This is a genomic window from Herbaspirillum frisingense, assembly GCF_047325095.1.
Taxonomy (GTDB): Bacteria; Pseudomonadota; Gammaproteobacteria; order Burkholderiales; family Burkholderiaceae_D; genus Herbaspirillum; species Herbaspirillum frisingense.
This window is the reverse complement of record NZ_CP168558.1, coordinates 204071-229191: the sequence shown is the minus strand read 5'-3', so window position 1 is coordinate 229191 and position 25121 is coordinate 204071. Positions and strand designations below refer to the sequence as shown.

General features: G+C 61.9%; 20 protein-coding genes. 4 read left to right on the top strand and 16 right to left on the bottom strand.

The genetic code is table 11. The features are described 5' to 3' along the window. Positions 1–71: 71 nt before the first annotated feature. Positions 72–728 carry an HD domain-containing protein gene (locus tag ACEOAC_RS01075; RefSeq protein ID WP_413443415.1) on the bottom strand — a complete coding sequence of 219 codons (657 nt, stop codon included), beginning with the start codon at positions 726–728 and terminating at the stop codon, positions 72–74. A 310-nt stretch (positions 729–1038) separates the two neighbouring features. Between ACEOAC_RS01075 and ACEOAC_RS01070 the strand changes: the two genes are divergently transcribed. Beyond that, positions 1039–2892 (top strand): ABC transporter ATP-binding protein, encoded by a 1854-nt coding sequence (locus ACEOAC_RS01070; protein ID WP_413443414.1) that lies wholly within the window; start codon positions 1039–1041, stop codon positions 2890–2892. Between the two features lie 183 nt (positions 2893–3075). On the opposite strand, the gene bglX is transcribed toward ACEOAC_RS01070, so the two are convergent. Then, on the bottom strand, positions 3076–5430 hold the full coding sequence (gene bglX / locus ACEOAC_RS01065) for a beta-glucosidase BglX (RefSeq protein WP_241813665.1): 2355 nt from the start codon (positions 5428–5430) through the stop codon (positions 3076–3078). A gap of 268 nt (positions 5431–5698) precedes the next feature. Here bglX and ACEOAC_RS01060 point away from each other — a divergent pair, with 268 nt between their 5' ends. Next, on the top strand, positions 5699–7243 hold the full coding sequence (locus ACEOAC_RS01060; RefSeq protein ID WP_413443423.1) for a glucan biosynthesis protein G: 1545 nt from the start codon (positions 5699–5701) through the stop codon (positions 7241–7243). 141 nt (positions 7244–7384) lie between these two features. Here ACEOAC_RS01060 and ACEOAC_RS01055 read toward each other — a convergent pair whose 3' ends face one another. The 14 genes from ACEOAC_RS01055 to ACEOAC_RS00990 all read right to left on the bottom strand — a co-directional run bounded on the left by ACEOAC_RS01055 (position 7385) and on the right by ACEOAC_RS00990 (position 22926). Next, a complete protein-coding gene (locus tag ACEOAC_RS01055) occupies positions 7385–8299 on the bottom strand; it encodes a ParB/RepB/Spo0J family partition protein (RefSeq protein WP_006463426.1) in 915 nt (304 codons plus the stop codon). Positions 8300–8327: 28 nt separating this feature from the next. Continuing rightward, on the bottom strand, positions 8328–9098 hold the full coding sequence (locus ACEOAC_RS01050) for a ParA family protein (protein ID WP_006463427.1): 771 nt from the start codon (positions 9096–9098) through the stop codon (positions 8328–8330). A gap of 18 nt (positions 9099–9116) precedes the next feature. Then, positions 9117–9749: a leucine efflux protein LeuE gene (gene leuE, locus ACEOAC_RS01045; RefSeq protein WP_413443413.1), complete on the bottom strand. Its 633-nt coding sequence runs from the start codon at positions 9747–9749 to the stop codon at positions 9117–9119. A gap of 69 nt (positions 9750–9818) precedes the next feature. Continuing rightward, positions 9819–10364 (bottom strand): lipocalin family protein, encoded by a 546-nt coding sequence (locus ACEOAC_RS01040; RefSeq protein ID WP_006463429.1) that lies wholly within the window; start codon positions 10362–10364, stop codon positions 9819–9821. Beyond that, positions 10364–11026 carry a 16S rRNA (guanine(527)-N(7))-methyltransferase RsmG gene (gene rsmG, locus ACEOAC_RS01035; RefSeq protein ID WP_006463430.1) on the bottom strand — a complete coding sequence of 221 codons (663 nt, stop codon included), beginning with the start codon at positions 11024–11026 and terminating at the stop codon, positions 10364–10366. The genes ACEOAC_RS01040 and rsmG overlap by 1 nt, the downstream gene beginning before the upstream one ends. A gap of 67 nt (positions 11027–11093) precedes the next feature. Continuing rightward, the gene (mnmG, locus tag ACEOAC_RS01030) at positions 11094–13022 is read right to left on the bottom strand and encodes a tRNA uridine-5-carboxymethylaminomethyl(34) synthesis enzyme MnmG (protein ID WP_413443412.1); all 1929 of its coding nucleotides are present in this window, start codon (positions 13020–13022) and stop codon (positions 11094–11096) included. Between the two features lie 302 nt (positions 13023–13324). Continuing rightward, on the bottom strand, positions 13325–14086 hold the full coding sequence (locus ACEOAC_RS01025) for a sulfite exporter TauE/SafE family protein (protein ID WP_006463432.1): 762 nt from the start codon (positions 14084–14086) through the stop codon (positions 13325–13327). A 388-nt stretch (positions 14087–14474) separates the two neighbouring features. Then, complete coding sequence (locus ACEOAC_RS01020) at positions 14475–15455, bottom strand: branched-chain amino acid ABC transporter permease (protein ID WP_039875323.1); 981 nt, start codon at positions 15453–15455, stop codon at positions 14475–14477. 12 nt (positions 15456–15467) lie between these two features. Beyond that, the gene (locus tag ACEOAC_RS01015) at positions 15468–16352 is read right to left on the bottom strand and encodes a branched-chain amino acid ABC transporter permease (RefSeq protein WP_077238596.1); all 885 of its coding nucleotides are present in this window, start codon (positions 16350–16352) and stop codon (positions 15468–15470) included. A gap of 149 nt (positions 16353–16501) precedes the next feature. Continuing rightward, positions 16502–17710, bottom strand: coding sequence for an ABC transporter substrate-binding protein (locus ACEOAC_RS01010; protein ID WP_180671094.1), 1209 nt, complete (start codon positions 17708–17710; stop codon positions 16502–16504). Positions 17711–17899: 189 nt separating this feature from the next. Then, a complete protein-coding gene (locus tag ACEOAC_RS01005; protein ID WP_077235304.1) occupies positions 17900–18655 on the bottom strand; it encodes an ABC transporter ATP-binding protein in 756 nt (251 codons plus the stop codon). Further along, positions 18655–19425, bottom strand: a complete 771-nt coding sequence (locus ACEOAC_RS01000) for an ABC transporter ATP-binding protein (RefSeq protein WP_241813418.1) — start codon at positions 19423–19425, stop codon at positions 18655–18657. Before ACEOAC_RS01000 ends, ACEOAC_RS01005 begins: the two co-directional genes overlap by 1 nt. Positions 19426–19638: 213 nt before the next feature. Continuing rightward, the gene (locus ACEOAC_RS00995; RefSeq protein ID WP_413443411.1) at positions 19639–21258 is read right to left on the bottom strand and encodes a GMC family oxidoreductase; all 1620 of its coding nucleotides are present in this window, start codon (positions 21256–21258) and stop codon (positions 19639–19641) included. Between the two features lie 156 nt (positions 21259–21414). Then, the gene (locus ACEOAC_RS00990; protein ID WP_413443410.1) at positions 21415–22926 is read right to left on the bottom strand and encodes a CoA-acylating methylmalonate-semialdehyde dehydrogenase; all 1512 of its coding nucleotides are present in this window, start codon (positions 22924–22926) and stop codon (positions 21415–21417) included. Positions 22927–23208: 282 nt separating this feature from the next. Between ACEOAC_RS00990 and ACEOAC_RS00985 the strand changes: the two genes are divergently transcribed. Together ACEOAC_RS00985 and ACEOAC_RS00980 are read left to right on the top strand one after the other, a co-directional pair. Next, entirely contained in the window at positions 23209–24093 is an 885-nt protein-coding gene (locus ACEOAC_RS00985) for a LysR family transcriptional regulator (protein ID WP_413443409.1), read from the top strand. A 469-nt stretch (positions 24094–24562) separates the two neighbouring features. After that, positions 24563–24868, top strand: coding sequence for a 2Fe-2S iron-sulfur cluster-binding protein (locus ACEOAC_RS00980; RefSeq protein ID WP_006463441.1), 306 nt, complete (start codon positions 24563–24565; stop codon positions 24866–24868). Positions 24869–25121 lie beyond the last annotated feature (253 nt).

Below are 25121 nucleotides of genomic sequence, written 5' to 3'. Positions count from 1 at the left end.
CCGGGCCACCTGCTCTTCCCCTCGCGAGCGGGCAGGCGCTGCTGGCGCTCCCCTGCGCACCACCCTCCCCCTCACAACTCCCCCAGGAAGTCCTCCACGAACGCGCGCATGCGTGCCTGCCGTGCGCCGGCCATGGCCGCTCCGCTGGCGGTCTGGAAGCCCTCCTGCAAGCGCAACAGCTTGGCCGGGAAATGGTCCAGCGCGAAGCGACGATCCTCCAGTACCCGCCCGTGCGCCTGTGGGTCCAGCGGTTCATAGAGCGCCGCCCCCATCCGCCCCGCCACATAGAAACAGCGTGCCACGCCAATGGCGCCGATGGCATCCAGCCGGTCGGCATCCTGCACGATCTTCGCCTCCAGCGACTGCGGTGTGATCTGCGCCGAGTAGCTGTGGGCCTGCACGGCATGGGCTACGCGGTCGGCGTCTTGCGCGGTCCACCCCAGCGCGTCCAGGATTTCCCGCGCGCGTTGCGCCGAGAGCGTCGAGGCCTGGGCGCGCAGGGGTGAATCCTTCTCCACCCGCACGCAGTCATGCAAGAGCACGGCGGCCAGCAGGATGCGCAGGTCACCGCCCTCCTCCTGCTGGAGGCGACGTGCATTGTTCCAGACCCGCAGCAGATGCGAGAGATCATGCGAACCATCACCGGCGTCGTCGAGGACATGGGGCAACAACGATAGGGCCAACTGCCCCTGTGGCAGGAAGGCGACGGCGGCTTGTGAGAGATTCATGGCTGCAACAGATGAATGGATGGCAATTCATCAGTATCGCCGATCAGGGAACTTCAAGCGGCGGCCACCATTCCGATTTTCCGACAAGTGTTTTTGTCTTGTCCGATACACCTGGGCCCCACGCCTATGAGATGATGCGGCTTCCATGGCGTCCACCCTATCGCGGGCCAGCCCCGGATCACGATAGCGGCCCTGCTGCCGCAACGATCCGCCAGCCACGCATGAAGCCGCGCCGCAGGCCAACCTGGCCTGTCCTGCGCCCGCCGCAGTATCGCCGTCGCCCGCCGCCCCCCTTTTTGGAGTTTGTTGCATGTTCAGCTGGTTCGAAAAACTGGTCCATCCCTACCCGGAAACACATCCCCTGCCGCCGCCACGCGGCTTCATGCGCTTCATCTGGTTCTGTACCCGGGGCGTACGCCCCTACATCGCCGCCATGACGCTGATGACGGCCATCATCGGTGTATTCGAGGCACTGCTGTTTGCGGCGCTGGGCCGTATCGTCGACTGGCTGGCCAAGGTCGAACCGGCACACCTGTGGGTGCAAGAGGGACACACGCTGCTGTGGCTGTTGCTGATCCTGGCCGCCAGTCCGCTGCTGATCGCCCTGCAGACCATGTTCAAGCACCAGACCCTGGCCGGCAACTTCCCCATGCTGCTGCGCTGGAATTTCCATCGCCTCATGCTCAGCCAAAGCATGAGCTTCTACCAGAACGAATTCGCCGGCCGGGTCGCCACCAAGGTCATGCAAAGCGCGCTGGCGGTGCGTGACTTCTGCATGATCGTGGGCGACATCCTGGTCTTCATCACCATCTACTTCGCGACCCTGATCGGCGTGGTCGGCAGCTTCGACATGTGGATGCTGGCGCCCTTCTTCGTCTGGCTGGCAGCCTTCGCGGTGGCACTACGCTACTTCGTGCCGCGCCTGTCGGCGGTGGCACGCAACCAGGCCGATGCGCGTTCGCTGATGACCGGTCGCATCACGGACGCCTACACCAACATCGCCACCGTCAAGCTGTTCTCGCATGCCGGCCGCGAGGCTGATTACGCCCGCAGCGCGATGCGCGAATTCCTGACCACGGTGCATCGCCAGATGCGGCTGGTTTCGGGTTTCGAGGTGGTCAACCACATCCTGAACATGATCCTCATCATCGGAGCCAGCGGGGTATCGCTGTACCTGTGGACCCAGGGCAAGGTGGGCATCGGTGCGGTGGCCGCCAGCACCGCCATGGCGCTGCGCCTGAACGGCATCGCCCACTGGGTGATGTGGGAAATGTCGGCCCTGTTCGAGCACGTCGGTACGGTGCAGGACGGCATCAATACGCTGGCGCTGGCGCATGACGTCAAGGATGCGCCGGATGCCAAGCCGCTGAAGGTCGCGCAGGGCGAACTGCGCTTCGAGGGCGTGAGCTTCAGCTATGGTGGCGCGGCGCCACGTCCGGTGGTGGACCGCCTGGACCTGGTGATCAAACCCGGCGAAAAGATCGGCCTGGTCGGCCGCTCCGGTGCCGGCAAGTCGACCATCGTCAACCTGCTGCTGCGTTTCTACGATATCGAGGGTGGCCGCATCACCATCGATGGCCAGGACATCGCCCACGTCACCCAGGACAGCCTGCGCGCGCAGATCGGCATGGTCACCCAGGACACCTCCCTGCTGCATCGTTCGGTGCGCGAGAACGTGATCTATGGCCGTCCCGACGCCAGCGATGCCGAGATGGTCCACGCCGCCGAACAGGCCGAGGCGCATGATTTCATCGGCACCCTGGCCGATGCCAAGGGCCGCACCGGCTACGACGCCCATGTCGGTGAGCGCGGCGTGAAGCTGTCCGGCGGCCAGCGCCAACGCATCGCGATTGCCCGCGTGATGCTCAAGGACGCTCCCATCCTGCTGCTGGACGAGGCCACCAGCGCGCTCGATTCGGAAGTGGAAGCGGCCATCCAGACCAGCCTGTACAAGCTGATGGAAGGCAAGACCGTAGTCGCCATCGCGCACCGTCTGTCCACCATCGCGGCCATGGATCGCCTGATCGTGCTGGACCAGGGGCGCATCGTCGAGCAAGGCACGCACAGCCAGCTGCTGGCGGCCAACGGCTTGTATGCGCGGCTGTGGGCGCACCAGAGCGGTGGCTTCCTGGGTGAAGAGGAAGACGAAGCAGCAGCGGCCTGATGCCGTCGCTGTATAAATGATTTATATCATTTATGCAAAGCCGGGCCGGAAATGAAAATGGGCACACTCTGTTGAGTGTGCCCATTTTTCTTTGCCTGACGAAGATCCGCATGAACATCCATGGCGGTTCCCATCTCATACCGTTCGGACTGATGGGAGACCTATCGCCCTTTCCGCAGACCCTTACTGCAGATTGAACGAAGCCGTCTTCACCTCCTTGGAATCCAGGCCCACCTGCACCTGGAATTCACCCGGCTCGGCCACGTATTCCAGCTTGGCGTTATAGAAGGACAGCGCCTTGCGGTCGATGCTGAAGCGCACCTGCTTTTCTTCTCCCGGCTGCAACATCAGCTTGCGGAAATCCTTCAGTTCCTTGACCGGGCGCACCACCGAGGCCGCCACATCGCGGATGTACAGCTGCACCACGGTCGCACCGGCGCGGCGGCCGATATTCTTCACGGTGACGCTGGCCTCCACCTTGCCATCGGCCTGCATGGTGGGCTGCGACAGGCTCACCTCGGAGAGCTTGAACTCGGTATAGCTGAGGCCATAGCCGAAGGGATAGAGCGGGCCATTGGGCTCGTCGAAGTATTGCGAGGTGTAGTTGCCGGGCTTGCCTTCGGTAAAGGGACGACCGACACGCGCATGGTTGTAGTAGCTCGGGATCTGCCCCACCGACCGCGGGAAGGTCAGCGGCAGCTTGCCGGAAGGATTGACGTCGCCGAACAGCACATCGGCAATCGCATTGCCACCCTCGGTGCCGGTGTACCAGGTCTCCAGCACGGCCGAGGCGTTCTCGCGTGCCCAGTTCAGGTCCAGCGGGCGGCCATTCATCAAGACCAGCACCAGCGGCTTGCCGGTGGCCTTGAGCGCCTTGAGCAGATCTTGCTGGCTCTGCGGCAGCGACAGCGAAGTACGGCTGGAGGATTCATGCGACATGCCACGCGACTCACCCACGGCGGCCACGATGACGTCGGCATTGGCGGCCGCCTGCACGGCTTCGGCGATCATCGCCTGCGGGCTGCGCTTGTCCTGCACCACCTCCGGATCATCCCAGTTCAGGAAGTTGAGGTAATCGACGATGTGCTTGTCTTCGGTGATGTTGGCGCCACGGGCATAGACCAGCCTGCCCTGCGTGCCCACCGCGGCCTGCAGGCCCTGGCGCACGGTGATGGTCTGCTTGTCGCGACCGGCGGCCGACCAGCTGCCCAGCATGTCGATGTGCGAATCGGCCAGCGGGCCGACCAGCGCGATGCGGGCATTCTTCTTCAGCGGCAGCGTGGCGTTGCGGTTTTCCAGCAGCACCATGGACTGCTGCGCCACTTCACGGGCAGCGGCGCGATGCAGGCGTGCATCGGCATAGACATCGGCCGGATCATCGGCCGCACGGCCGATGCGCACGAACGGGTCCTTGAACAGGCCCAGGTCGTACTTGGCGCCGAGGATGTCGCGCACGGCGTTGTCCAGTTCCTGCTGCGAGACCTTGCCCGAGCGCACCAGCTCCGGCAGTTGCTTGATGTAGACCTGGTCGGCCATGCTCATGTCGGTGCCGGCCTTCATGGACAGGCGCGCCGCTTCGCTATCGTTCTGCGCCACGCCGTGGTTGACCAGTTCGGTGATGGCACCGTGGTCAGACACGGTCAGGCCCTTGAAGCCCCAATCGCGACGCAGCAGGTCCTGCAGCAGCCAGGTGTTGGAGGTGGCCGGGGCGCCATTGATGGAATTGAGCGCCACCATCACTGCGCCGGCGCCGGCATCGATGGCGGCGCGATACGGCGGCAGGTAGTCGTTGTACATGCGTTGCGGGTCCATGTTGACCACGTTGTAGTCGCGCCCGCCCTCCACCGCCCCATACAGCGCGAAGTGCTTGACGCTGGCCATGACGCGATTTGCGGCGATGGGCCGGGTCTCACCCTGCAGTGCGCGCACCGAGACATCGGCGATGCGCGAGACCAGGTAGGGGTCTTCACCGAAGCCTTCCGAGGTGCGGCCCCAGCGCGGGTCGCGGCTGATGTCCACCATCGGCGCGAAGGTCATGTCGATGCTGTCGGCCGCGGCTTCCTCGGCAGAGGTGCGCATGGCCTTGGCGACCAGGTCCATGTCCCAGCTGGAGGCCAGGCCCAGCCCGATCGGGAAGGTGGTGCGATGGCCGTGGATCACGTCGTAGGCGAAGAACATCGGGATCTTCAGGCGCGAGCGCATCGCGCCTTCCTGCAGCGGCCGGTTCTCGGCGCGGGTGACCGAATTGAAGGTGCCACCGACGCGGCCGGCGGCCAGTTCCTCGGCCAGTTTCTTGGCGGGCATTTCCGGGCCGATGCTGATCAGGCGCAACTGGCCGATCTTTTCTTCCAGCGTCATCTGGCGCAGCAGGTCGTCGATGAAGGCGGTCTTGTCACCCAGCAAGGCGGGGTTGGCTTGCGCATGGGCCGCGGGGCCACTGAGCGCGGCGCTACAGGCCAGCGCGCACAGGGTCATGGCCAAGGCCAGGCGGGGGCGGCGCACGGGCGCGGCTTGCCGCTCGGTAAGCTTGTGGGACACGGGTTTCCTCTCTTTTTCTAAACTTTGGCGGCGCGCTGCTCTCTACAGGGTGCAGCGGCCCGTCGAAGGCGGTCTAGCCGGCGGGATCAGTTATTGCTTGTCTTCTATGATGCTTAGCCGGTCGGACGGTTCGCTATATTATTCTGTTTTGATGCCTGTAGGACAGACAGGACCATGGCGGTGACCAGCCCGTTTGTGCTGGAATGCCGCCTCTTTGTGGAGAGATGCATTGATCAAACGTGGATTGAAATGGAATTTCCTGCACGGCATGGTGCTGACAGCCTCGCTGCTGGCAGCCTCGGTGCAGGCGCAGAGCAACCAGGGCTTCGACCTCAACCAGGCCGTGGCACGCGCCAGGGCGCTGGCTGACAAGCCTTACCAGAAACCGGCGAGCAATCTCTCGCCGACCTTTGCGGCGATGCAGTTTGCCGACTACATGAAGATCCAGCCGAAGAGCGAGAAGTTCGAATGGCGCGACCAGAAGACGCCCTTCAAGCTGGCCTTCTACCATCAGGGCATGCAGTTCAACGCGCCGGTGGCGATCCACGAGATCATCGATGGTCGCGTGCAGGATGTGGGCTACAGCACCGACCGCTTCAACTTCGGTGACCTGGCGCTGGCCAAGGACAGCACCGCGCACCTGGGCTATGCGGGCTTCCGGGTGGTCTATCCGCTCAACCGCGATGACAAGGAAGACGAGGTCATGAGCGTGCTGGGCGCAAGCTATTTCCGCGTGATCGGCAAGGGCCAGGTCTATGGCCTGTCGGCGCGCGGCCTGGCCATCGATACGGCCATGCTGAGCGGCGAGGAATTCCCGCACTTCACCGAATTCTGGATCCAGCGTCCAGCCCCAGGCGAGAAGCAGTTGACCTTCTATGCGCTGCTGGATTCGCCACGCGCCACCGGCGCCTACAAGTTCACGCTGACCCCGGGCCAGGATGCGCTGCTGGATGTGCAGGCCCGCGTGTTCCTGCGCGGCGAAGTGGGTCGCCTGGGCATTGCGCCGCTGACCAGCATGTTCCTGTTCGGCCCCAACCAGCAATCCTCGCGCCGCAACTTCCGTCCGGCCATCCATGACTCCAACGGTCTGGCGATCCACACCGGCAATGGCGAATGGCTGTGGCGTCCGCTCAACGATCCGCAGAACGTGGAAGTGAGTTCCTTCGAGGTGACCAATCCGCGTGGCTTCGGGCTGCTGCAGCGGGGCCGCGATTTCTCGGCCTTCGAAGACCTGAAGGACCGCTACGACCTGCGTCCTTCGGCCTGGATCGAACCGCGTGGCGACTGGGGTCGTGGCGCGGTGCAACTGGTGGAAATCCCCACCGCCGACGAGACCAACGACAACATCGTGGCCTATTGGCTGCCGTCGCAATTGCCGGCCCGCGGCACGCCGGTGACCTACGACTACCGCATCCACTGGACCATGGACGAGCCGGCCATCCTCAACAACGAGGTGGGCTGGGTCAAGCAGACCTTCCATACCGATGGCGAGCTCACGCAGGCCAACCTGATCCGCGCCTTCGACGGTACCACGGCCCTGCTGGTGGACTTCACCGGCGGCCCGCTGGGCAAGCTGCCGGCCGGGACCCAGGTGCAGCCGCAGGTGAGCGTGTCCAACAATGGCGAACTGATCGATGCGCAACTGCAGCCCAATCCAGCCATCAACGGCTGGCGCCTGACCTTGCGGGTGAAGATCCGCAACGTCGCACAGGCGGTGGAATTGCGGGCCGCGCTCACTGCCAACGGCAAGCCGTTGACCGAGACCTGGAGCTATCAGCTGCCGCCGCGCTCGGACGTGCAGCGGACCTTCTGATCCCGAGGCACAGAAACAGTAAATTATTTATATCAATAAAAATGGGCTGCAAGTGACATCACTTGCAGCCCATTTTTTTCGGCATCGCATCTTGCATCGTGCCGTGCATCACATCAGGCGCAAACATGCGCAAGCTGGCGATCAGCTCTCCACCGACTCGCCGCGCAGGCGGGCGATGACGCCATCGAGGGCATCGAGGTCGTTGAAGTTGATGATCAGCTGGCCCTTGTTGCGGGCGCCGGTCTTGATGCTGACCTGGGTCGCCAGGAGGTCGGAGAGTTCTTCTTCCAGACGGGCGATGTCACGCGACTTGTCGCGGGCTTCGCGTGGCTTGGCGGCCTGCTCGGCGGAGGCGCGGGTGACCAGCTTTTCAGCGTCGCGCACCGACATGCGCTTGGCCACGATCTGGTTGGCCAGCTGGATCTGGGTCGCCGAATCCACCGCCAGCAACGCGCGGGCATGGCCCATGTCGATGTCGCCGGCCATGAGCATGGTCTGCACCGGCTTGGCCAGGTTCAGCAGGCGCAGCAGGTTCGACACTGCACTGCGCGAACGGCCCACGGCCAGCGCTGCCTGCTCGTGGGTGAAGGCGAAATCGGTGATCAGGCGATGGATGCCCTGGGCTTCTTCCAGGGGATTGAGGTCCTCGCGCTGCATGTTTTCGATCAGCGCCATGGCGGCGGTGGTCTGGTCGTCCACGTTCTTCACCAGCACCGGCACTTCGGTCAGGCCGGCGATCTTGGCGGCGCGGAAGCGGCGCTCGCCGGCGATGATCTCGTAGACGTCGCGGCCGTTCTTCTGGCCGATGGCGCGGATCAGGATGGGCTGCAGCAGGCCCTGTTCCTTGATGGAAGCGGCCAGCTCGTTGAGCGCGCCCTCGTCCATGCGGGTGCGCGGCTGGTACTTGCCGGCCTGCAGCTCGGTGACGGCCATCACGCTGGGCAGGCCGGCCTTGGCCGCTTGCGCCTGCGCTTCTTCGGTGATGTCGGAGGAGCCACCCAGGAGTGCGTCCAGTCCGCGTCCCAGTCCCTTGGATTTTTTCGGTAGAGTTGCCATGCGATTGCCTGATGAAAACGATGCCTGATTACAGCGTCTTGATGCGCTCGACCATTTCCGCGCCGAACGCGATATAGGCCTGCGCACCCTTGGAGGAAGGATCGAAGGTCACGCCCGGCAAGCCATACGAAGGCGCTTCGGCCAGTCGCACATTGCGCGGGATGACGGTCTTGAAGACCTTGTCGCCGAAGTGCTGTTCCAGCTGGTCCGAGACCTGTTGCGACAGCGTCATGCGCGGGTCGAACATCACCCGCAGCAGACCGATCACCTTCAACTCCGGGTTCAGCTTTGCATGCACCTTCTTGATGGTATTGACCAGGTCCGACAGGCCTTCGAGTGCGTAGTATTCGCACTGCATCGGGATGATCACGCCATGCGCCGAGCACAGGCCGTTCAGGGTCAGCATGGACAGTGCCGGCGGGCAGTCGATGAGGATGAAGTCGTAGTCTTCCGCCACCTCGGCGAAGGCAATCTTCAGGCGCGCCTCGCGCTGCTCCAGTTCGACCATCTCGACTTCGGCACCGGCCAGCTCACGATTGGCCGGCAGCACGTCGAAACCGCCCGCCTCCGAACGCTTGCGCACGCTGCGGATATCGGACATGCCCAGCAGCACTTCATAGATCGACGCTTCCAGCGTGGCCTTGTTGATGCCGGCACCCATGGTGGCATTGCCCTGGGGATCGAGGTCGGCCAGCAGCACGCGCTGGTTCAGCTGCGCCAGACCGGCGGCCAGGTTGACCGCGGTGGTGGTCTTGCCTACGCCACCTTTCTGGTTGGCGACACAAAATATTTTTGCCATATCTTTTTTATGTGAGCGTTATTGCGTGGTCAACTTGATGCCGAAACCGATCAGGAAGATCCCGGCCGCACGTGAGGCCAGCTTGGCGATGGTGCGATTGCGGGCCATGCGACGGGCGGCGGCATTGCCGACGAAGATCAGGAAACTGCCGTAGAACAAGGTGCAGGTACTGATCACGGCGCCCATCGTGAAGAAGGTGAGCGAGCCCTGTTGCGTGGCGGGGTCCAGGAACAGCGGGAAGAACGCCATGTAAAACACGATGGCTTTCGGGTTGAACAAGGTGACCAGAAAGCCGCGCCGGAATTCTGCGGCGTTGGAAAAGGGTACGACTGTACCACCGCCCTCGCCTCTTGCAAACAAAAGACGCCCGCCGAGGTAGGCCAGGTAGGCCGCGCCCAGGTATTGCAGGCCGCGGAACAGCAAGGGGTTGGCGTGCAGCAGCGCGGCCACGCCGGCCGCCGCCAGGAACATGAGCACGATGTCACCGAGCATGAGACCCGCCTGCGCCATGAAGCCACCGCGCAAGCCACCCTTGGCCGCGCAGGTCAGCACGCAGAAGGTACCGGGGCCGGGCAGCAGCAGGAACACCATGGTGGCGGCAATCAGTTGCCAGATATCGGTGATGCCGAGGGAATGAAAGATCGCCTGCATGGTGGGTCTCCTTGAATGTGAGCGGCCCGGGTTGCTGCCCGGGCCGCCGGCCTGATGTCAGGTGCCGTATTACGGCTTGCTCTTGACCACCCGCGCGGTATCGAAACCCTGCTTGGTGGCGTTGTTGAGTGCGTTCTCGTATTGCTCGTCGCTGATGGTCGGCGTGCGCGAGAGAATCCACAGGTATTCGCGCGAGGGGCTGCCGACGGTGGCCAGCGTGTATTGCTCGTCCAGGTCCATGATCCAGTAGTCGCCCCAGACCATCGGCACCCACGACAGCCAGGCTGGCGCAAAGCGCACTTCCAGCTTGCTGTTGTTGCTGCCCGGGACCACCCGCGCCACGCCTTTGGCTTCATCGATGCCATCGGCGGTCTTGCAGCGGTTGGTGACGTCGATCATGCCATCGTCACGGCCAGCATACTCGGCGCTGGTGCCGGAGATGCATTTTTTCTGGAAGCTGTTGGGAATCTTGGCGATTTCGTACCACTTGCCCGCATAGCGCTTCAGGTCCACGGAGGGCACGGTCTTGACTTCCTGGGCGCTGGCGGTGGCGATGACGCCATAGGCTGCCATCGAGACCATGGTGGCCACCAGGGCCTGTTTGAGTTTGTTCATCAGGTCGCTCTTTCCATGAAGATGAGATGCCGTTCGGCATCCAGGCCCGGTACCTGCAGGGGCTGCACTTGCTGCACCTTCCACCCCGCCGGCAACCGGTCGATTTCCTCTTGCGGTAGCACTCCCTTGAGGGCGATGTACTTGCCACCTTGTTGCAGGAGGTGGTTCGACCATGTGACGAAGTCCTTCAGTTCCGCAAAGGCGCGCGACGTGATGACATCGTACTGTTGCTCGACTGGCAACTGCTCGACGCGGGCATGCAGGACCGTCACATTGCCCAGTTGCAATTCAGCCTTGACCTGGTTGAGGAAGGCGGTCTTCTTCTGGACCGTATCGACCAGGGTGATCTTCATCTGCGGCTCGGCCTCGGCGGCCCAGATCGCCAGCACGATGCCCGGCAGGCCACCGCCGGCACCCACATCCAGCACGCGCTGCGCGCCGGCAAAGGCGGTCATGGCCGAGAGCGAATCCAGCAGGTGGTGCGACACCATCTGGGCCGGGTCACGCAAGGCGGTCAGGTTGTAGACCTTGTTCCACTTCGCCAGCAGGGCCTGGTAGGCCATCAGCCTGGCGATCTGCGCCTCCGAGAGCGTGAGCCCGAGGGCCTGGGCCCCCTCTTTCAGGGTGCGGGTCAGTGAGGACAGGTCTGCAGTGTTGCTCATCCGTGATGCCTTGTTATTGATCTGGGTCGGTAGTGCCGCGGGCGGTAATGTGAAGCTTTGCGCAGCCTCAGGCCGCCTGGTTGTCGCTGGCGGCCAACTGCTTCAGGCCACCCTTCTTCAAGTGCACCAGCAACAGCGACAGCGCCGCCGGGGTGACGCCGGAAATGCGCGAGGCCTGGCCCAGGGTCTCGGGGCGATGCTTGTTGAGCTTCTGGCGCACTTCGATGGACAGTGCCTTGACGTCCATGTAGTCCAGATCGGCGGGCAGCTTCAGGTTTTCGTTATGGTCCTGACGGCTGATCTCGTTGGCCTGGCGGGCGATGTAGCCGGCGTACTTGACCTGGATCTCGACCTGCTCGCGCACCGGGCCGTCTTCGATGCCGGGGCCGGCCAGGGGCTGGCCTTCCGTACCGGTCAGGCTCATCAGGCTGTCATAGTTGACGTTGGGACGGCGCAGCAGGTCCAGCAGGTTGTATTCGCGCTCGATGGCCTTGCCCAGCACACGTTCGGCTTCGGCAGCGGCGAGGATGCGCGGATTCACCCAGGTGGATTTGAGGCGTTCCATTTCACGTGAAACGGCTTCGCGCTTGCGTTCGAAGGCTTCCCACTGGGCGTCGCCCACGCAACCCAGTTCGCGGCCGATTTCGGTCAGGCGCAGGTCGGCATTGTCTTCGCGCAGCGAGAGACGGTATTCGGCACGGCTGGTGAACATGCGATACGGCTCCTGCACGCCCTGGGTGACCAGGTCGTCGACCAGCACGCCCAGATAGGCTTCGTCGCGGCGCGGAGTCCAGGCATCACGGCCCTGGGTCTGCAAGGCGGCGTTGATACCGGCCAGCATGCCCTGGGCGGCGGCTTCTTCGTAACCGGTGGTGCCATTGATCTGGCCGGCGAAGAACAGACCCTGCACCTGGCGGGTCTCCAGCGAGGACTTCAGGCCACGCGGGTCGTAGTAATCGTATTCGATGGCATAGCCGGGGCGCAGGATATGGGCATTTTCCATGCCCTTCATCGAGCGCACCAGCTCCAGCTGCACGTCGAATGGCAGGCTGGTGGAGATGCCATTGGGGTAGAACTCATGGGTGGTCAGGCCCTCGGGTTCCAGGTAGATCTGGTGCGAATCCTTGCTGGAGAAGCGATGGATCTTGTCTTCGATGGAGGGGCAGTAACGCGGGCCCACGCCTTCGATGACGCCGGTGTACATGGGGCTGCGATCCAGGCCGCCACGGATGATGTCGTGGGTACGGCTGTTGGTATGGGTGATCCAGCACGGCATCTGGCGCGGATGCATGGCGGCGTTGCCCATGACGGAGAACACCGGTACCGGATCGAGATCGCCTGGTTGTTCTTCCAGGATGGCCAGGTTGATGCTGCGGCCATCGATACGCGGCGGCGTGCCGGTTTTCAAACGGCCTTGCGGCAGCTTCAATTCCTTCAATCGGGCGGAAAGCGAGACGGCTGGCGGATCACCGGCACGGCCGCCGGAATAATTGTTCAGTCCTACGTGGATTTTCCCGTCCAGGAAGGTACCCGCGGTCAATACCACTGCGTGGCCCGCGAAGCGGATACCGGCCTGGGTCACAGCGCCGACGACGCGGTCACCTTCCAGCATCAGGTCATCCACTGCCTGCTGGAACAGCCACAGGTTGGGCTGGTTCTCCAGGCGGGAGCGGATCGCTGCCTTGTACAGGATGCGGTCAGCCTGGGCGCGGGTAGCGCGCACGGCCGGCCCTTTGGAGGAGTTCAGGATGCGGAACTGGATGCCCGCCTCGTCGGTGGCAATGGCCATCGCCCCACCCATGGCATCGACTTCCTTGACCAGGTGACCCTTGCCGATCCCGCCAATGGAGGGATTGCAGGACATCTGGCCCAGCGTCTCGATGTTGTGCGTCAAGAGCAGGGTTTTCTGGCCCATGCGGGCTGCGGCCAGTGCAGCTTCGGTGCCGGCGTGACCGCCGCCAACGACAATGACGTCAAATTGTGTGGGGAATAGCATGATGCGGGCCTCGTGGTGAGGTGAGAACAGAGGCGAGATTATAAGACCTTTTATCCGGACGGGTCGGCAGGCAGGTCCCTGGCTGTTGGTTTACCGCACTTCCCTGCCCTGTCTAACGCTATCGGCGATGACTTCCGATAGGTATAGCTGATCAATGAAACAGCATCGCTACTGTTTCACGTGGAACATCGGGAGGATGTCTTTGTGCTTAGATGAAATTCAACGAGCAAATAAAAACGGAGCCATCGGCTCCGTCTTCAACTTCATTCACGCTGTTTCACGTGAAACATCAAACATGCTTTCTAGCGAAGAAACGCGTCGTACCCGGACTTCAGGATCAACGCTCCGACCACAATCAGGAACAACTTGCGCACAAAGACGCTGCCATGCTTCATCGCCAGTCGGGTGCCAACCAGCGAGCCACCGATATTGAATATTGCCATCAGCAGACCCAATTGCCAGATCACATGGCCGCTATACCCGAACCAGCACAAGGCTGCGAGATTGGTCGCGATGTTGACGAACTTGGAGACCGCCGAGGCCGACAGGAAGTCATAGCTGAACACTCGTACGAACAGGAAGACCAGGAAGCTCCCCGTACCCGGGCCGAACACACCATCGTAGAAACCGACCGCACCACCGATCAGGGCGGCGTAGATCATTTCCCTGCTCCCGCTCAGCGTGGGCGCATGGGTCGTACCGAAATCCTTCTTCTTCAGCGTGTACAGCGCCACCGCGATCAATACAAAGGGCAAGGCCTTGCGGATCAGATCGGTCGGGATATGCGTCACCACATACGCACCGAAGAAGGAAAAGGCAAACGCTGCCATGGCTGCCGGTGTCACGGTGCTCCAACGTACTGCCACCTTGCGCGCAAAATTGATGGCGGCAGCACTGGTACCCATGACGCCGGCCACCTTGTTGGTACCCAGCAGCGTGGCCGGTGCGGTGTTGGGAAAGACCGAGAACAAGGTCGGTACCAGCACCAGCCCTCCCCCGCCTACCACCGCATCAATCAGACCGGCAACGAACGCAGCGCCGCACAGGATGACGTAATCAAGCATGCCTCACCTCCGTGACGAAACGGACCGGGCCGGCATGAGGTGTTGTGGAAAAGAGAGACGATGGGGATGATGGCAGTGATGCAAGGCTGTGCATAAGATAAGGCGCGGATTGGTGATCTGGATAATCGGAGAACCGGGATGGCGGACCGGTGCCGTCAATAAGCACCCGCTTCGGCCGGCCCACATTCTACCGCCGCGCCACCAGCAGCATCAGCAACAGATTGGCCCTGCACATTCCTGTTCCGGAACATGAACGATCTGTTATGCCTGGCACAGGACGACGAAAAACCTGTGGACAAAAAATTACCGCCGGGAAATCACCTGATCGGTGACTTGCCGGCGGCAAGCGGATCACCCTGGTGGTGACCCGCGCTCTGTCGAAGACGGGCTAGTGCGAGCTCTTGGCCTGCCCTTTCCCGATCAGCGCCTGGATTTCCCCGACGATGCCCTTGCGGAAGGCCAGCACGCAGACGATGAAGATGAAGCCGGTCACGATGGTCACCGAGTCACCCAGGGTGTTGAACCAGTCGATGCTGGTGGCATTGGCCAGCCAGCTGCCGATGTCACCCAGCTTGTTCTCCAGCATGATGATGATGACCGCGCCGACGATGGGACCAAGGATGGTGCCCAGGCCGCCCACGAGGGTCATCAGCACCACCAGGCCGGACATGCTCCAGTGCACGTCGGTCAGGGTCTCGAAGCCCAGCACCAGCGTCTTGGTGGCACCAGCCAGGCCCGCCAGACCGGCCGACAGCACGAAGGCCAGCAGCTTGTAGCGCGCCACGTCATAGCCCAGCGAGATGGCGCGGGGCTCGTTCTCCTTGATCGCCTTCAACACCTGGCCGAAGGGTGAATGGATGGTGCGCACGATCAGGGCAAAGCCCGCCACCGCGATGGCCAGCACCACGTAGTACAGGGTCATGTCGCTTTCCAGGCTCAGGAAGCCCAGCAGCTTGCCGCGCGGCACGCCCTGCAAGCCATCCTCGCCACCGGTGAACGGCATCTGCAAGGCCACGAAGAACAGCATCTGCGCCAGCGCCAGGGTGATCATGGTGAAGTAGATGCCTTGCCGGCGGATCGCCAGCAAACCCATCACCAGGCCGATCAAGGCGCCCACCAGGGTGCCGATGATCAAACCCAGCTCAGTTGGCAGTCCCCATACCTTCAGCGCCTGGCCGCACATGTAGCCGGCCCAGCCAAAGAAGGCGGCGTGACCGAAGGACAGCAGGCCGGTGTAGCCGATCAGCAGGTTGAAGGCGCAGGCGAAGAGCGCGAAGCACAGCATCTTCATCAGGAACACCGGGTAGATGCCAAACGGTGCAGCCAACAACAATATTAGTAAAACAGCAATTCCGATTTTCTTGTTCATGCCGGTCTCCGATTATTTCTCTTTGCCGAACAGGCCGGCCGGACGGACCATCAGGACGATGGCCATGATGATGAAGACCACGGTGGCCGACAACTCGGGGTAGAACACCCGGGTCAGGCCCTCGATCAGGCCGAGCATCAGCCCGGTCAGGATGGAGCCGAGGATGGAGCCCATGCCCCCGATGACCACCACCGCAAACACCGTGATGATGAGGTTGGAGCCCATCAGCGGCGAAACCTGGATCACCGGTGCGGCCAGCACGCCGGCGAAAGCCGCCAATGCCACGCCGAAGCCGTAGGTCAGGGTCACCATCAGCGGCACGTTGATGCCGAAGGCTTCCACCAGCTTGGGGTTTTCGGTACCGGCGCGCAGGTAGGCACCCAGGCGGGTCTTTTCGATCACGAACCAGGTCGCGAAACAGACGATCAGCGAAGCCACCACGACCCAGGCGCGGTAGTTCGGCAGCACCATGAAACCGAGGTTGGTAGCGCCCTGCAGCAGGTCAGGCACCGAATACGGCTGGCCGGAGACGCCATAGATGGAGCGGAAGATGCCCTCGATCATCAGCGTGATACCGAAGGTCAGCAGCAGCCCGTAGAGGTGGTCCAGCTTGTAGAGCCAGCGCAGCATGGTCTTCTCGATGACGATGCCGAATGCGCCCACCAGAATCGGTGCCACGATGAGCATGACCCAGTAGTTCAGGCCGAGATAGGACAGGCCCATCCACGCCAGGAAAGCGCCCAGCATGTACAGGGTGCCGTGCGCGAAGTTGATCACGTTGAGCAAGCCGAAGATCACCGCCAGGCCCAGCGAGAGCATGGCGTAGAAGGAGCCGTTGACCAGTCCCAGCAGGAGCTGGCTCAACAGGGCTTGCAGGGGTATGCCGAATAGTTCCATAAAAACCCGTTCATCCAGATGGGTGAAAATCACCATCGCCCGGCGCCTTACAGCAAAAATCTGCCATCCCCGCGTGAACAGAAATGACAGATTTTGCTGGGCTGTGCGATGGCCTTACTGCTTGTTGCGCGCTGCTCGGTGCGTCCTGCTTACTTCCAGGCCGCGCACTTGGATTCAGCCTTGGTAGTCCAGGCCTGCTCGGCAGGAATGGTCTGCACCAGCTTGTAGTAGTCCCACGGATACTTCGATTCCGACTGGGCCTTGACCTGGTACAGGTACATGTCGTGCATCACGCGGCCGTCGGCGCGCAGGTAGCCGTTCTTCTGGTACATGTCGTTGAACTTGGCCTTGCGCAGGGCAGCCATGACCTTGTCCGAATCGTCGGTACCGATTTCCTTGACCACCTTCAGGTATTGCAGGGCGGCCGAGTAGTCGGCGGCTTGCAGGGACGACGGCATTTTCTTGCGCACGGCGAAGTAGCGCTTGGCAAAGGCACGGGTCTCTTCGTTGGCATCCCAGTACCAGCTATCGGTCAGGTACAGGCCTTCGGTGTTCTTCAGGGTCAGCGAGTGCACGTCGTTGATGAATACCAGCAGACCGGCCAGCTTGGCGGTCTTGGTGATGCCGAACTCGTTGGCAGCCTTCACCGAGTTGATGAAGTCGCCACCGGCGTTGGCCAGGCCGATGATCTGGGCCTTGGAGCTCTGCGCCTGCAGCAGGAAGGAGGAGAAGTCGGACGCGCCCAGCGGGTGCTTGACCGAACCCACCACGGTGCCGCCGGATGCCTTCACGACGTTGGCCGTGTCGGATTCCAGGGAGTGGCCGAAGGCGTAGTCAGCGGTCAGGAAGAACCAGCTCTTGCCGCCCTGCTTCACCACTGCCGAACCGGTACCCTTGGCCAGGGCCACGGTGTCGTAGGCGTAGTGCACGGTATAGGGCGAGCACTCTTCATTGGTCAGACGGGCCGAACCGGCGCCGATCTGCATGTAGACCTTCTTCTTCTCGGCCGCTACCTTGGCGCTGGCCAGGGCGGTACCGGAGTTGGTGCCACCGATGAGCATGTCCACGCCCTGCTGGTCGAACCATTCACGGGCCTTGCTGGCGGCCACGTCGGCCTTGTTCTGGTGGTCGGCCACCAGCAGTTCGATCTTCTTGCCGTTGATGGCGCCGCCCATGTCGGCGATCGCCATCTTGATGGCTTCTGCGCCACCCTGGCCGTCGATGTCCGAATACACGCCCGAGATATCGGTGATGAAACCGATCTTGATCACGTCGCCCGAAATCTGGGCCGAAGCCGATGCCGTCGCGAATGCTGCCGCTGCAGCGGTAATCGCCAGTGCCATTGCCTTAAGTTTCATATTCATCTCCTCTGTTATGAAGCCCGCGTGTAATAGTGAAGCGAGACAACTTGGTGGAACGGGGAAAGGATCGCTCACCCCGCTGACGTACTTGTTTGGCAGTACTTCTTGTTCTGGTGATGCAGGTGCTACGGAAAAATCAGGAAGGCGGCGCAGCCGTGGCGCCGCTCACGCGAGCGTGGATCGGGATCAGACGCCCAGCAGTTCGTTCAGGGTCTGCATCTTCGCTTCCAGCTGCGAAGACTCGAAGGACTCGACGATCTGGCCATGTTCCATGACATAGAAGCGATCGGCCAGGGGCGCGGCGAAGCGGAAGTTCTGCTCGACCATCACGATGGTATAGCCCTTGGCCTTCAGGGTCGTGATCATGCGCGCCAGTGCCTGCACGATGACCGGTGCCAGGCCTTCGGAAATCTCGTCGAGCAACAGCAGGCGGGCGCCGGTGCGCAGGATGCGGGCCACGGCCAGCATCTGCTGTTCGCCACCGGACAGACGTGTGCCCTGGCTGTTGCGACGTTCCTTCAGGTTGGGGAACATGTCGTAGATCTCTTCGATCGACATGCCCTTCTCGGTCTTGGAGACGAAGGGCGGCAGCATCAGGTTTTCCTCGGCGGAGAGCGAGGAAAAGATGCCGCGTTCTTCCGGGCAGTAACCGACGCCGTGGTGGGCGATCTTGTGGGTGGCCAGGTTGATGGTTTCCTGACCGTTGATCTTGATCGATCCCTTGCGGGTACCGACCAGGCCCATGATGGAACGCAGCGTGGTGGTGCGGCCGGCGCCGTTGCGGCCCAGCAGCGTGACCACTTCACCCTGGTGCACGTTCAGGTCGACGTTGTGCAGGATGTGCGATTCGCCGTACCAGGATTGCAGGTCACTGATCTGCAGTACCAGCGGCGCGTTGGAAGACGAGGTGCTGGTGGTGACATTCATGGTGGCGGTGCTCATCAGTGCGCTCCCTGCAGTTCGACCGAGGTGCTGCCCATGTAGGCTTCCATCACCTGCGGATTGCGCGAAACTTCTTCATAGCTGCCTTCAGCCAGCAGCGCGCCACGTTGCAGCACGCTGATGCGGTCGCAGATACCGGAGATCACGCTCATGTTGTGTTCCACCATGAGGATGGTGCGACCGGCCGAGACCTTCTTGATCAGCGCCGTGACGCGGTCCACGTCTTCGTGGCCCATGCCCTGGGTGGGCTCGTCCAGCAGCATCAGTTCCGGCTCCATGGCCAGGGTGGTGGCGATCTCCAGCGCGCGCTTGCGGCCGTAGGGCAGGTCCACCGTGGTGGTGTGGGCGAAACCGGTGAGGTCCACTTCTTCCAGCAGCTGCATGGCACGCTCGTCGAGCTGCTTCAAGCTCTCGCCGTTCTTCCAGAAATGGAAGGAGGTACCGAGCTTGCGCTGCAGGCCGATGCGCACGTTTTCCAGCACGCTCATGTGCGGGAAGACGGCCGAAATCTGGAAGGAACGGATGATGCCCTGGCGCGCGATCTGCGCCGGTGCATCCATCGTGATGTCACGACCGTTGAACAGGATCTGGCCCGAGGTCGGCACCAGGAACTTGGTCAGCAGGTTGAAACAGGTGGTCTTGCCGGCGCCATTGGGGCCGATCAATGCATGAATATGGCCGCGCTCAATTTGCAGGTTGACCGCGCTCACTGCCGTGAAACCCTTGAATTCCTTCGTCAGGTTTCTTGTCTCCAGAATGACGTCTGTCATGGTCTCTTCTTTCCCTTTGATGCCCGCGCCGGTTGATCCGGTCGTCAAGGCCTGCCTGCTGCGGTTGGCCGGCATCTTGTGAATGCAGGCGCCGCCGTTTTCTACCTGGCGAATCGAGAAGCTCGTTTTAATATTTGGCGCATAGTAGCCGGTTCGTACCATTCATACAATACGTATAAACACCGTATCCGCCAGCGGCTGAGAATACCCCGTTTACGCCCGGGAAAGCAGGCTGGAAGCGACTTTCTCGGCAATCATGACAGTCGGCGAATTGGTATTGCCGGAGGTGATGGAGGGCATCACGGAAGCATCGGCCACGCTCAGTCCCGACACCCCGCGCACGCGGCAATGCGCGTCCACGACGGCGGCGGCATCGTCGCTGCGCCCCATGCGGCAGGTGCCGACCGGATGGAAGATGGTGGTGCCCACGTCACCGGCGGCGCGGCGCAGATCCTCTTCGCTCTGGTACTGCACGCCAGGCTTGTACTCCTCGGGCCGATAGCGTGCCAGGGCGGGAGAGGCGGCGATGCGCCGGGTCAGGCGCAGGGCGTCGGCGGCGACCTTCAGGTCTTCTTCGGTGGAGAGATAGTTGGTGGTGATGCGCGGCGCCAGCGCGTGATCGGTGGAGGCCAGGCGCACGTGACCGCGCGAGGTCGGACGCAGGTTGCACACGCTGGCCGTGAAGGCCGGGAAGGCATGCAGCGGATCGCCGAATTTTTCCAGCGACAGCGGCTGCACGTGGTACTGCAGATTGGCGCTGGCCTGTTGCGCGTCGGACCTGGCAAAGGCGCCCAGCTGCGAAGGCGCCATCGACATCGGGCCACTTTGCATCAACAGGTATTCCAGTCCGATCTTCATCTTTCCGAAGAGGGTCGAGGCCATGGCATTGAGGGTCCTGGTGCCGTTGACCTTGAACACCATGCGCATCTGCAGGTGATCCTGCAAATTCTCGCCCACGCCGGCCAGGGCCTGGACCACCGGAATCTGGTGCTGCTGCAACAGTGCAGGCGCACCGATGCCCGACATCTGCAGGATATGCGGCGAGCCGATGGCGCCGGCGCACAGGATGGTCTCCTTGGCCTCGGCCAGCCACTCGCTGCCACCACCGGTGAATTCGACGCCGGTGCAGACCGGTCCGTTGGCGCCCTGCTCCATGCGCAGCTTCCTGACGTGCGAGCCGGTCATGATGGTCAGGCTGCCATCCTTCATGGCGGGCCGCAGGAAGGCCTTGGAAGCGTTCCAGCGCACGCCGCGCTTCTGGTTGACGTCGAAGTAGCCACAGCCCTCGTTGTCGCCCCGGTTGAAGTCATCAAGCTTGGGGATACCGTTCTCGGCGGCGGCGTCGCGGAAGGCGTCCAGGATGTCCCAGCGCAGGCGCTGCTTCTCCACCCGCCACTCGCCCCCGGCGCCGTGGAATTCGCTCTCGCCCAGGTGGTAGTCCTCGCTCTTGCGGAACCAAGGCAGCACCTGGTTCCAGCGCCAGCTGTCGTCGCCGGTGACGTCCGCCCAGTGCTCGTAGTCACGCGCCTGACCGCGCATGTAGATCATGCCGTTGATGGAAGAACAGCCGCCCAGCACCTTGCCGCGCGGGTAGATCAGGCTGCGCCCGTTCAGGCCGGGATCGGCCTCGGTGCGGAACATCCAGTCGGTGCGCGGATTGTTGATGCAGTAGAGATAGCCCACCGGAATATGGATCCAGATGTAATCGTCCTTGGCGCCCGCTTCGATCAGCAGCACCTTCTTGCCGGTCTTCCTGGACAGCCGGTTGGCCATGACACAGCCGGCCGTCCCGGCGCCGATGATGATGTAGTCGTATTGCCCTGCCGATTGCATGTTGTCTCCGCTATGTTCTTGTTCTTGCCGTTGAGTTGCTTCGGCCGTTCGGCCTGAGTAGTCGCGTAGCGACGTATCGAAGGTGCGTCTACGGTGAATCTTCGATACGCGCCTGCGGCGCTACTCAGTCCGAACGGCGGGTATTGTCTCGTCGGCTTACTTGGCCACCGGCATGGTGAACTCCGCCCCCTTGCCGATCGTCGCCGACCAGCGCTGCATGATGGACTTGTAGCGCGTATAGAAGCGGATGCCCTCCTCGCCATAGGCATGGGTATCGCCAAAGAGCGACCGCTTCCAGCCGCCGAAGGAATGCCAGGCCATCGGCACCGGGATGGGCACGTTGATGCCCACCATGCCAACCTGGATGCGGCGCGAGAACTCGTGCGCCGTATTGCCATCGGCGGTGAACAGCGACACACCGTTGCCATATTCGTGGGCGTTGATCAGCTGCACGGCCGAGGCGAAGTCCGGCACCCGCACCACGCACAGCACGGGGCCGAAGATTTCTTCCTGGTAGATCTTCATGTCGGTGCTGACGTTGTCGAAGAGCGTACCGCCGATGAAGAAACCTTCTTCATGGCCCGGCACCTTCAGGCCGCGGCCATCGACCAGCAGCTTGGCGCCGGCATCCACACCGCTCTGGATATAGCCTTCCACCTTGGCCTTGTGGGCCGCGGTCACCAGCGGGCCCATCTCGGCATCGTCTTCCATGCCGTTCTTGACCTTCAAGGCCTTCACGCGCGGGATCAGGGCGTCCACCAGCTTGTCGGCCACGCTGCCCACGGCCACCGCCACCGAGATCGCCATGCAGCGCTCGCCAGCCGAGCCATAGGCCGCGCCGATGAGCGCATCCACAGCCTGCTCCAGGTTGGCGTCAGGCATGACCACCAGGTGGTTCTTGGCGCCGCCCAGGGCCTGCGCGCGCAGCGGGAAGGTGCCGGCGCGTTCGGTGGCCTTGCGATAGATGTATTCGGCAATCGGGGTGGAACCGACGAAGGAGACCGCCTGCACCTCAGGATGCTCCAGCAGCGCATCCACCGCCACCTTGTCACCCTGCACCACGTTGAAGACGCCATCGGGCAGGCCGGCGCGCTTGAACAGTTCAGCCAGCATCAGCGAAGGTGAAGGATCACGCTCGGAGGGCTTGAGCACGAAGCTGTTGCCGGTGGCGATCGCAATCGGCGCCATCCACAGCGGCACCATCACCGGGAAGTTGAATGGCGTGATGCCGGCCGTCACGCCCAGCGGCTGGCGCAGGTTCCAGTTGTCGATACCGCCGCCGATGTTGTCGGTGAACTGGGTCTTGAGCAATTGCGGGATACCGGTGGCGAATTCGACGATTTCCAGGCCACGCGTCACCTCCCCTTTCGCATCCGAGAACACCTTGCCATGTTCCAGCGTGATGGCGCGGGCCAGGGCATCGTGGTTCTGCTCGATCAACTCCTTGAACTTGAACAGCACACGGGCGCGCTTCAGGGGCGCGGTCTCGGCCCAGGCCGGTGCGGCGGCACTGGCAGCGGCCACTGCAGCGTTGACTTCGGCCACCGATGCCAGCGACACCTTGGCTGCGACGGCGCCGGTAGCCGGATTGAAGACATCCTGGCTGCGACCGCTTTCCGAACGCGAAAGCTGGCCATTGATGAAGTGGTCGATGTGCGGGAGGCTCATAAGTTTTCCTTTGGTGTTGTCGATGTCGGGTGAAGGTGCCGTCTCCTGCGCCTTCCTGCGATGCGTCGACCAGGTCGGGTCGGCATAGAACAGCAAGAATAGTCCTCGCCCGAGCCCGCATCCAATGAGGAATTATCAAGAGCAATATAAAGGATGCTTATAATCCGTCTTTATTGTTCACATACTACCCACACGATTCCCACAAGCTATTCACCAGGATATCCACGGCCTTATCCACAAGTGTGGAAAGCCAGGATAGACCTCTGATCGCTGGAGATGATGATGGATTTGACGCAATTACGCGCATTTATCTCGGTTGCCCATGAAGGTAACCTGACCCGGGCCGCTGAAAAGCTGCATCTGACCCAACCTGCAGTCAGTCTGCAGATCAAGGGGCTGCAGGAAAGCCTGGGCCTGCAATTGTTCAATCGCAGTGCATCCGGCATGGTCTTGACGGTGGAAGGCAATACCTTGCTGCCGCTGGCCGAGCGTATCCTCGCCGATGTCCAGGAATTGCGGCGCCATGCCAGCGGACTGCGCTCCAGTGACAATGTCCTGACCGGAACACTGGCCATCGGCACCATCCTCGATCCGGAATTCATCCGGCTCGGCGCTTTCCTGAAGTTGCTGGTCGAACATCATCCGCGTCTGTCGACCCAGCTATCGCATCACATGTCGGGATCGGTCCTCAACGAAGTGCGGGCCGGCCATCTGGACGTCGGTTATTTCCTGGGCGATCCCGGCAAGGGCTTCCACGCCATGACGCTGACCTCCTTCACCTACAACGTCCTCGCCCCGGCGGGATGGAAGAACCGGGTCTCGGGCAAAAGCTGGAAGGAACTGGCACGCCTACCCTGGATCTGGACCCCGGCAGAATCTGCACATCATCGCCTATTAAGCCGTATCTTCGCGCAACATCAATCAAAACCGCACACGGTTGCACTGGTGGACCAGGAGTCATCGATGCTGGACCTGGTCAAGTCCGGTGTCGGACTGTCCCTGGCGCGCGAGTCGATTGCCTTGAACCAGGCACAGGCGCATGGTCTGGTCATCGCGGATGCGGTCGAGTTGTCCACTGAGTTGAGTTTTATTTCATTGGAAAAAAGACAACACGAAGATGCTATCAAGGCAGTGTTTCAACTATTACAAGAAGTCTGGCAAGCCTGATGAATTGAAATATCGACCAGAAAGCGGCGTTGTCGATACCAATTATGTATCTGCATGGCAACAAACTGATTGATCTCACCGTTTTCCTGCCGAACCTAAAGGGCTGTCGTGCCGCTATATGCCTTTGCCAAGGGCTTTTTGCCTGGTTTTGGTGTTTGAAAGCCAAGTTTTTGGAAAGATGTCCACCGCGTGCGCTCTTCTGCTCTTTTAATTTAGATGTGGATATATATAAGTAGTAGTAGTAGTAGTTAACGTTGCCAAAAACTGTGGATAACTCGGTTTACACGAAAAAAATCAAGCATTTAGCTTTCTGATAAACGCTTGGTAAGCTTCTGCACATCAAAGGCACAGATTCTGGACAAAAAATCGGAGGTGGATAAATTATCCAGATATACCCAAAGCGCCCAGCAGATATGCAAAGACTTATCCACAGACGCCTTCAAACCCTGGCCAAACCGACAAGACCGAGATGACAGAAGCCAAACGCTACCGGGTTGTCCTGCAGCCCTCGGGTTTGCAATTTGAACAAGTACCGCATCTTTCCTTGTTGCAATCGGGACTTGCCGCCGGCATCCGCATGCCCAACTCCTGCCGCAATGGCAGCTGCCGGACCTGTATGTGCAAACTGTCCACAGGCGAAATTGCCTATCAGATCGAATGGCCCGGGCTGACCCGGGAGGAAAAGGACGAGGGCTGGCTGCTTCCCTGTGTCGCCGAGGCCCGCAGTGACCTGGTGTTGCATGTGCCGGATGCGGTTTCGCTGCGCGGCGACTGATTTATCCACCGCCGATTTCTGCGAACGGCGGCAATTGGCTTTTTTCACCCTGGCTTGTGGATAAAAAAGCTTCCCAGGCATCCCATTTGCCCACAGGCGGCGCGATCTGCCTGCGGTGACCTGCCCCCTGCATTGAATTTGGACGCTGTCCGTGGCGCGGCTCTGACGGCCCGAGCCTGGCAGAGAGCGATATCACCGCCTTTTTCAGCCGTGTGTGATTCCCCTATCTGGTAAACCGAAGTGAGTGGGTCCT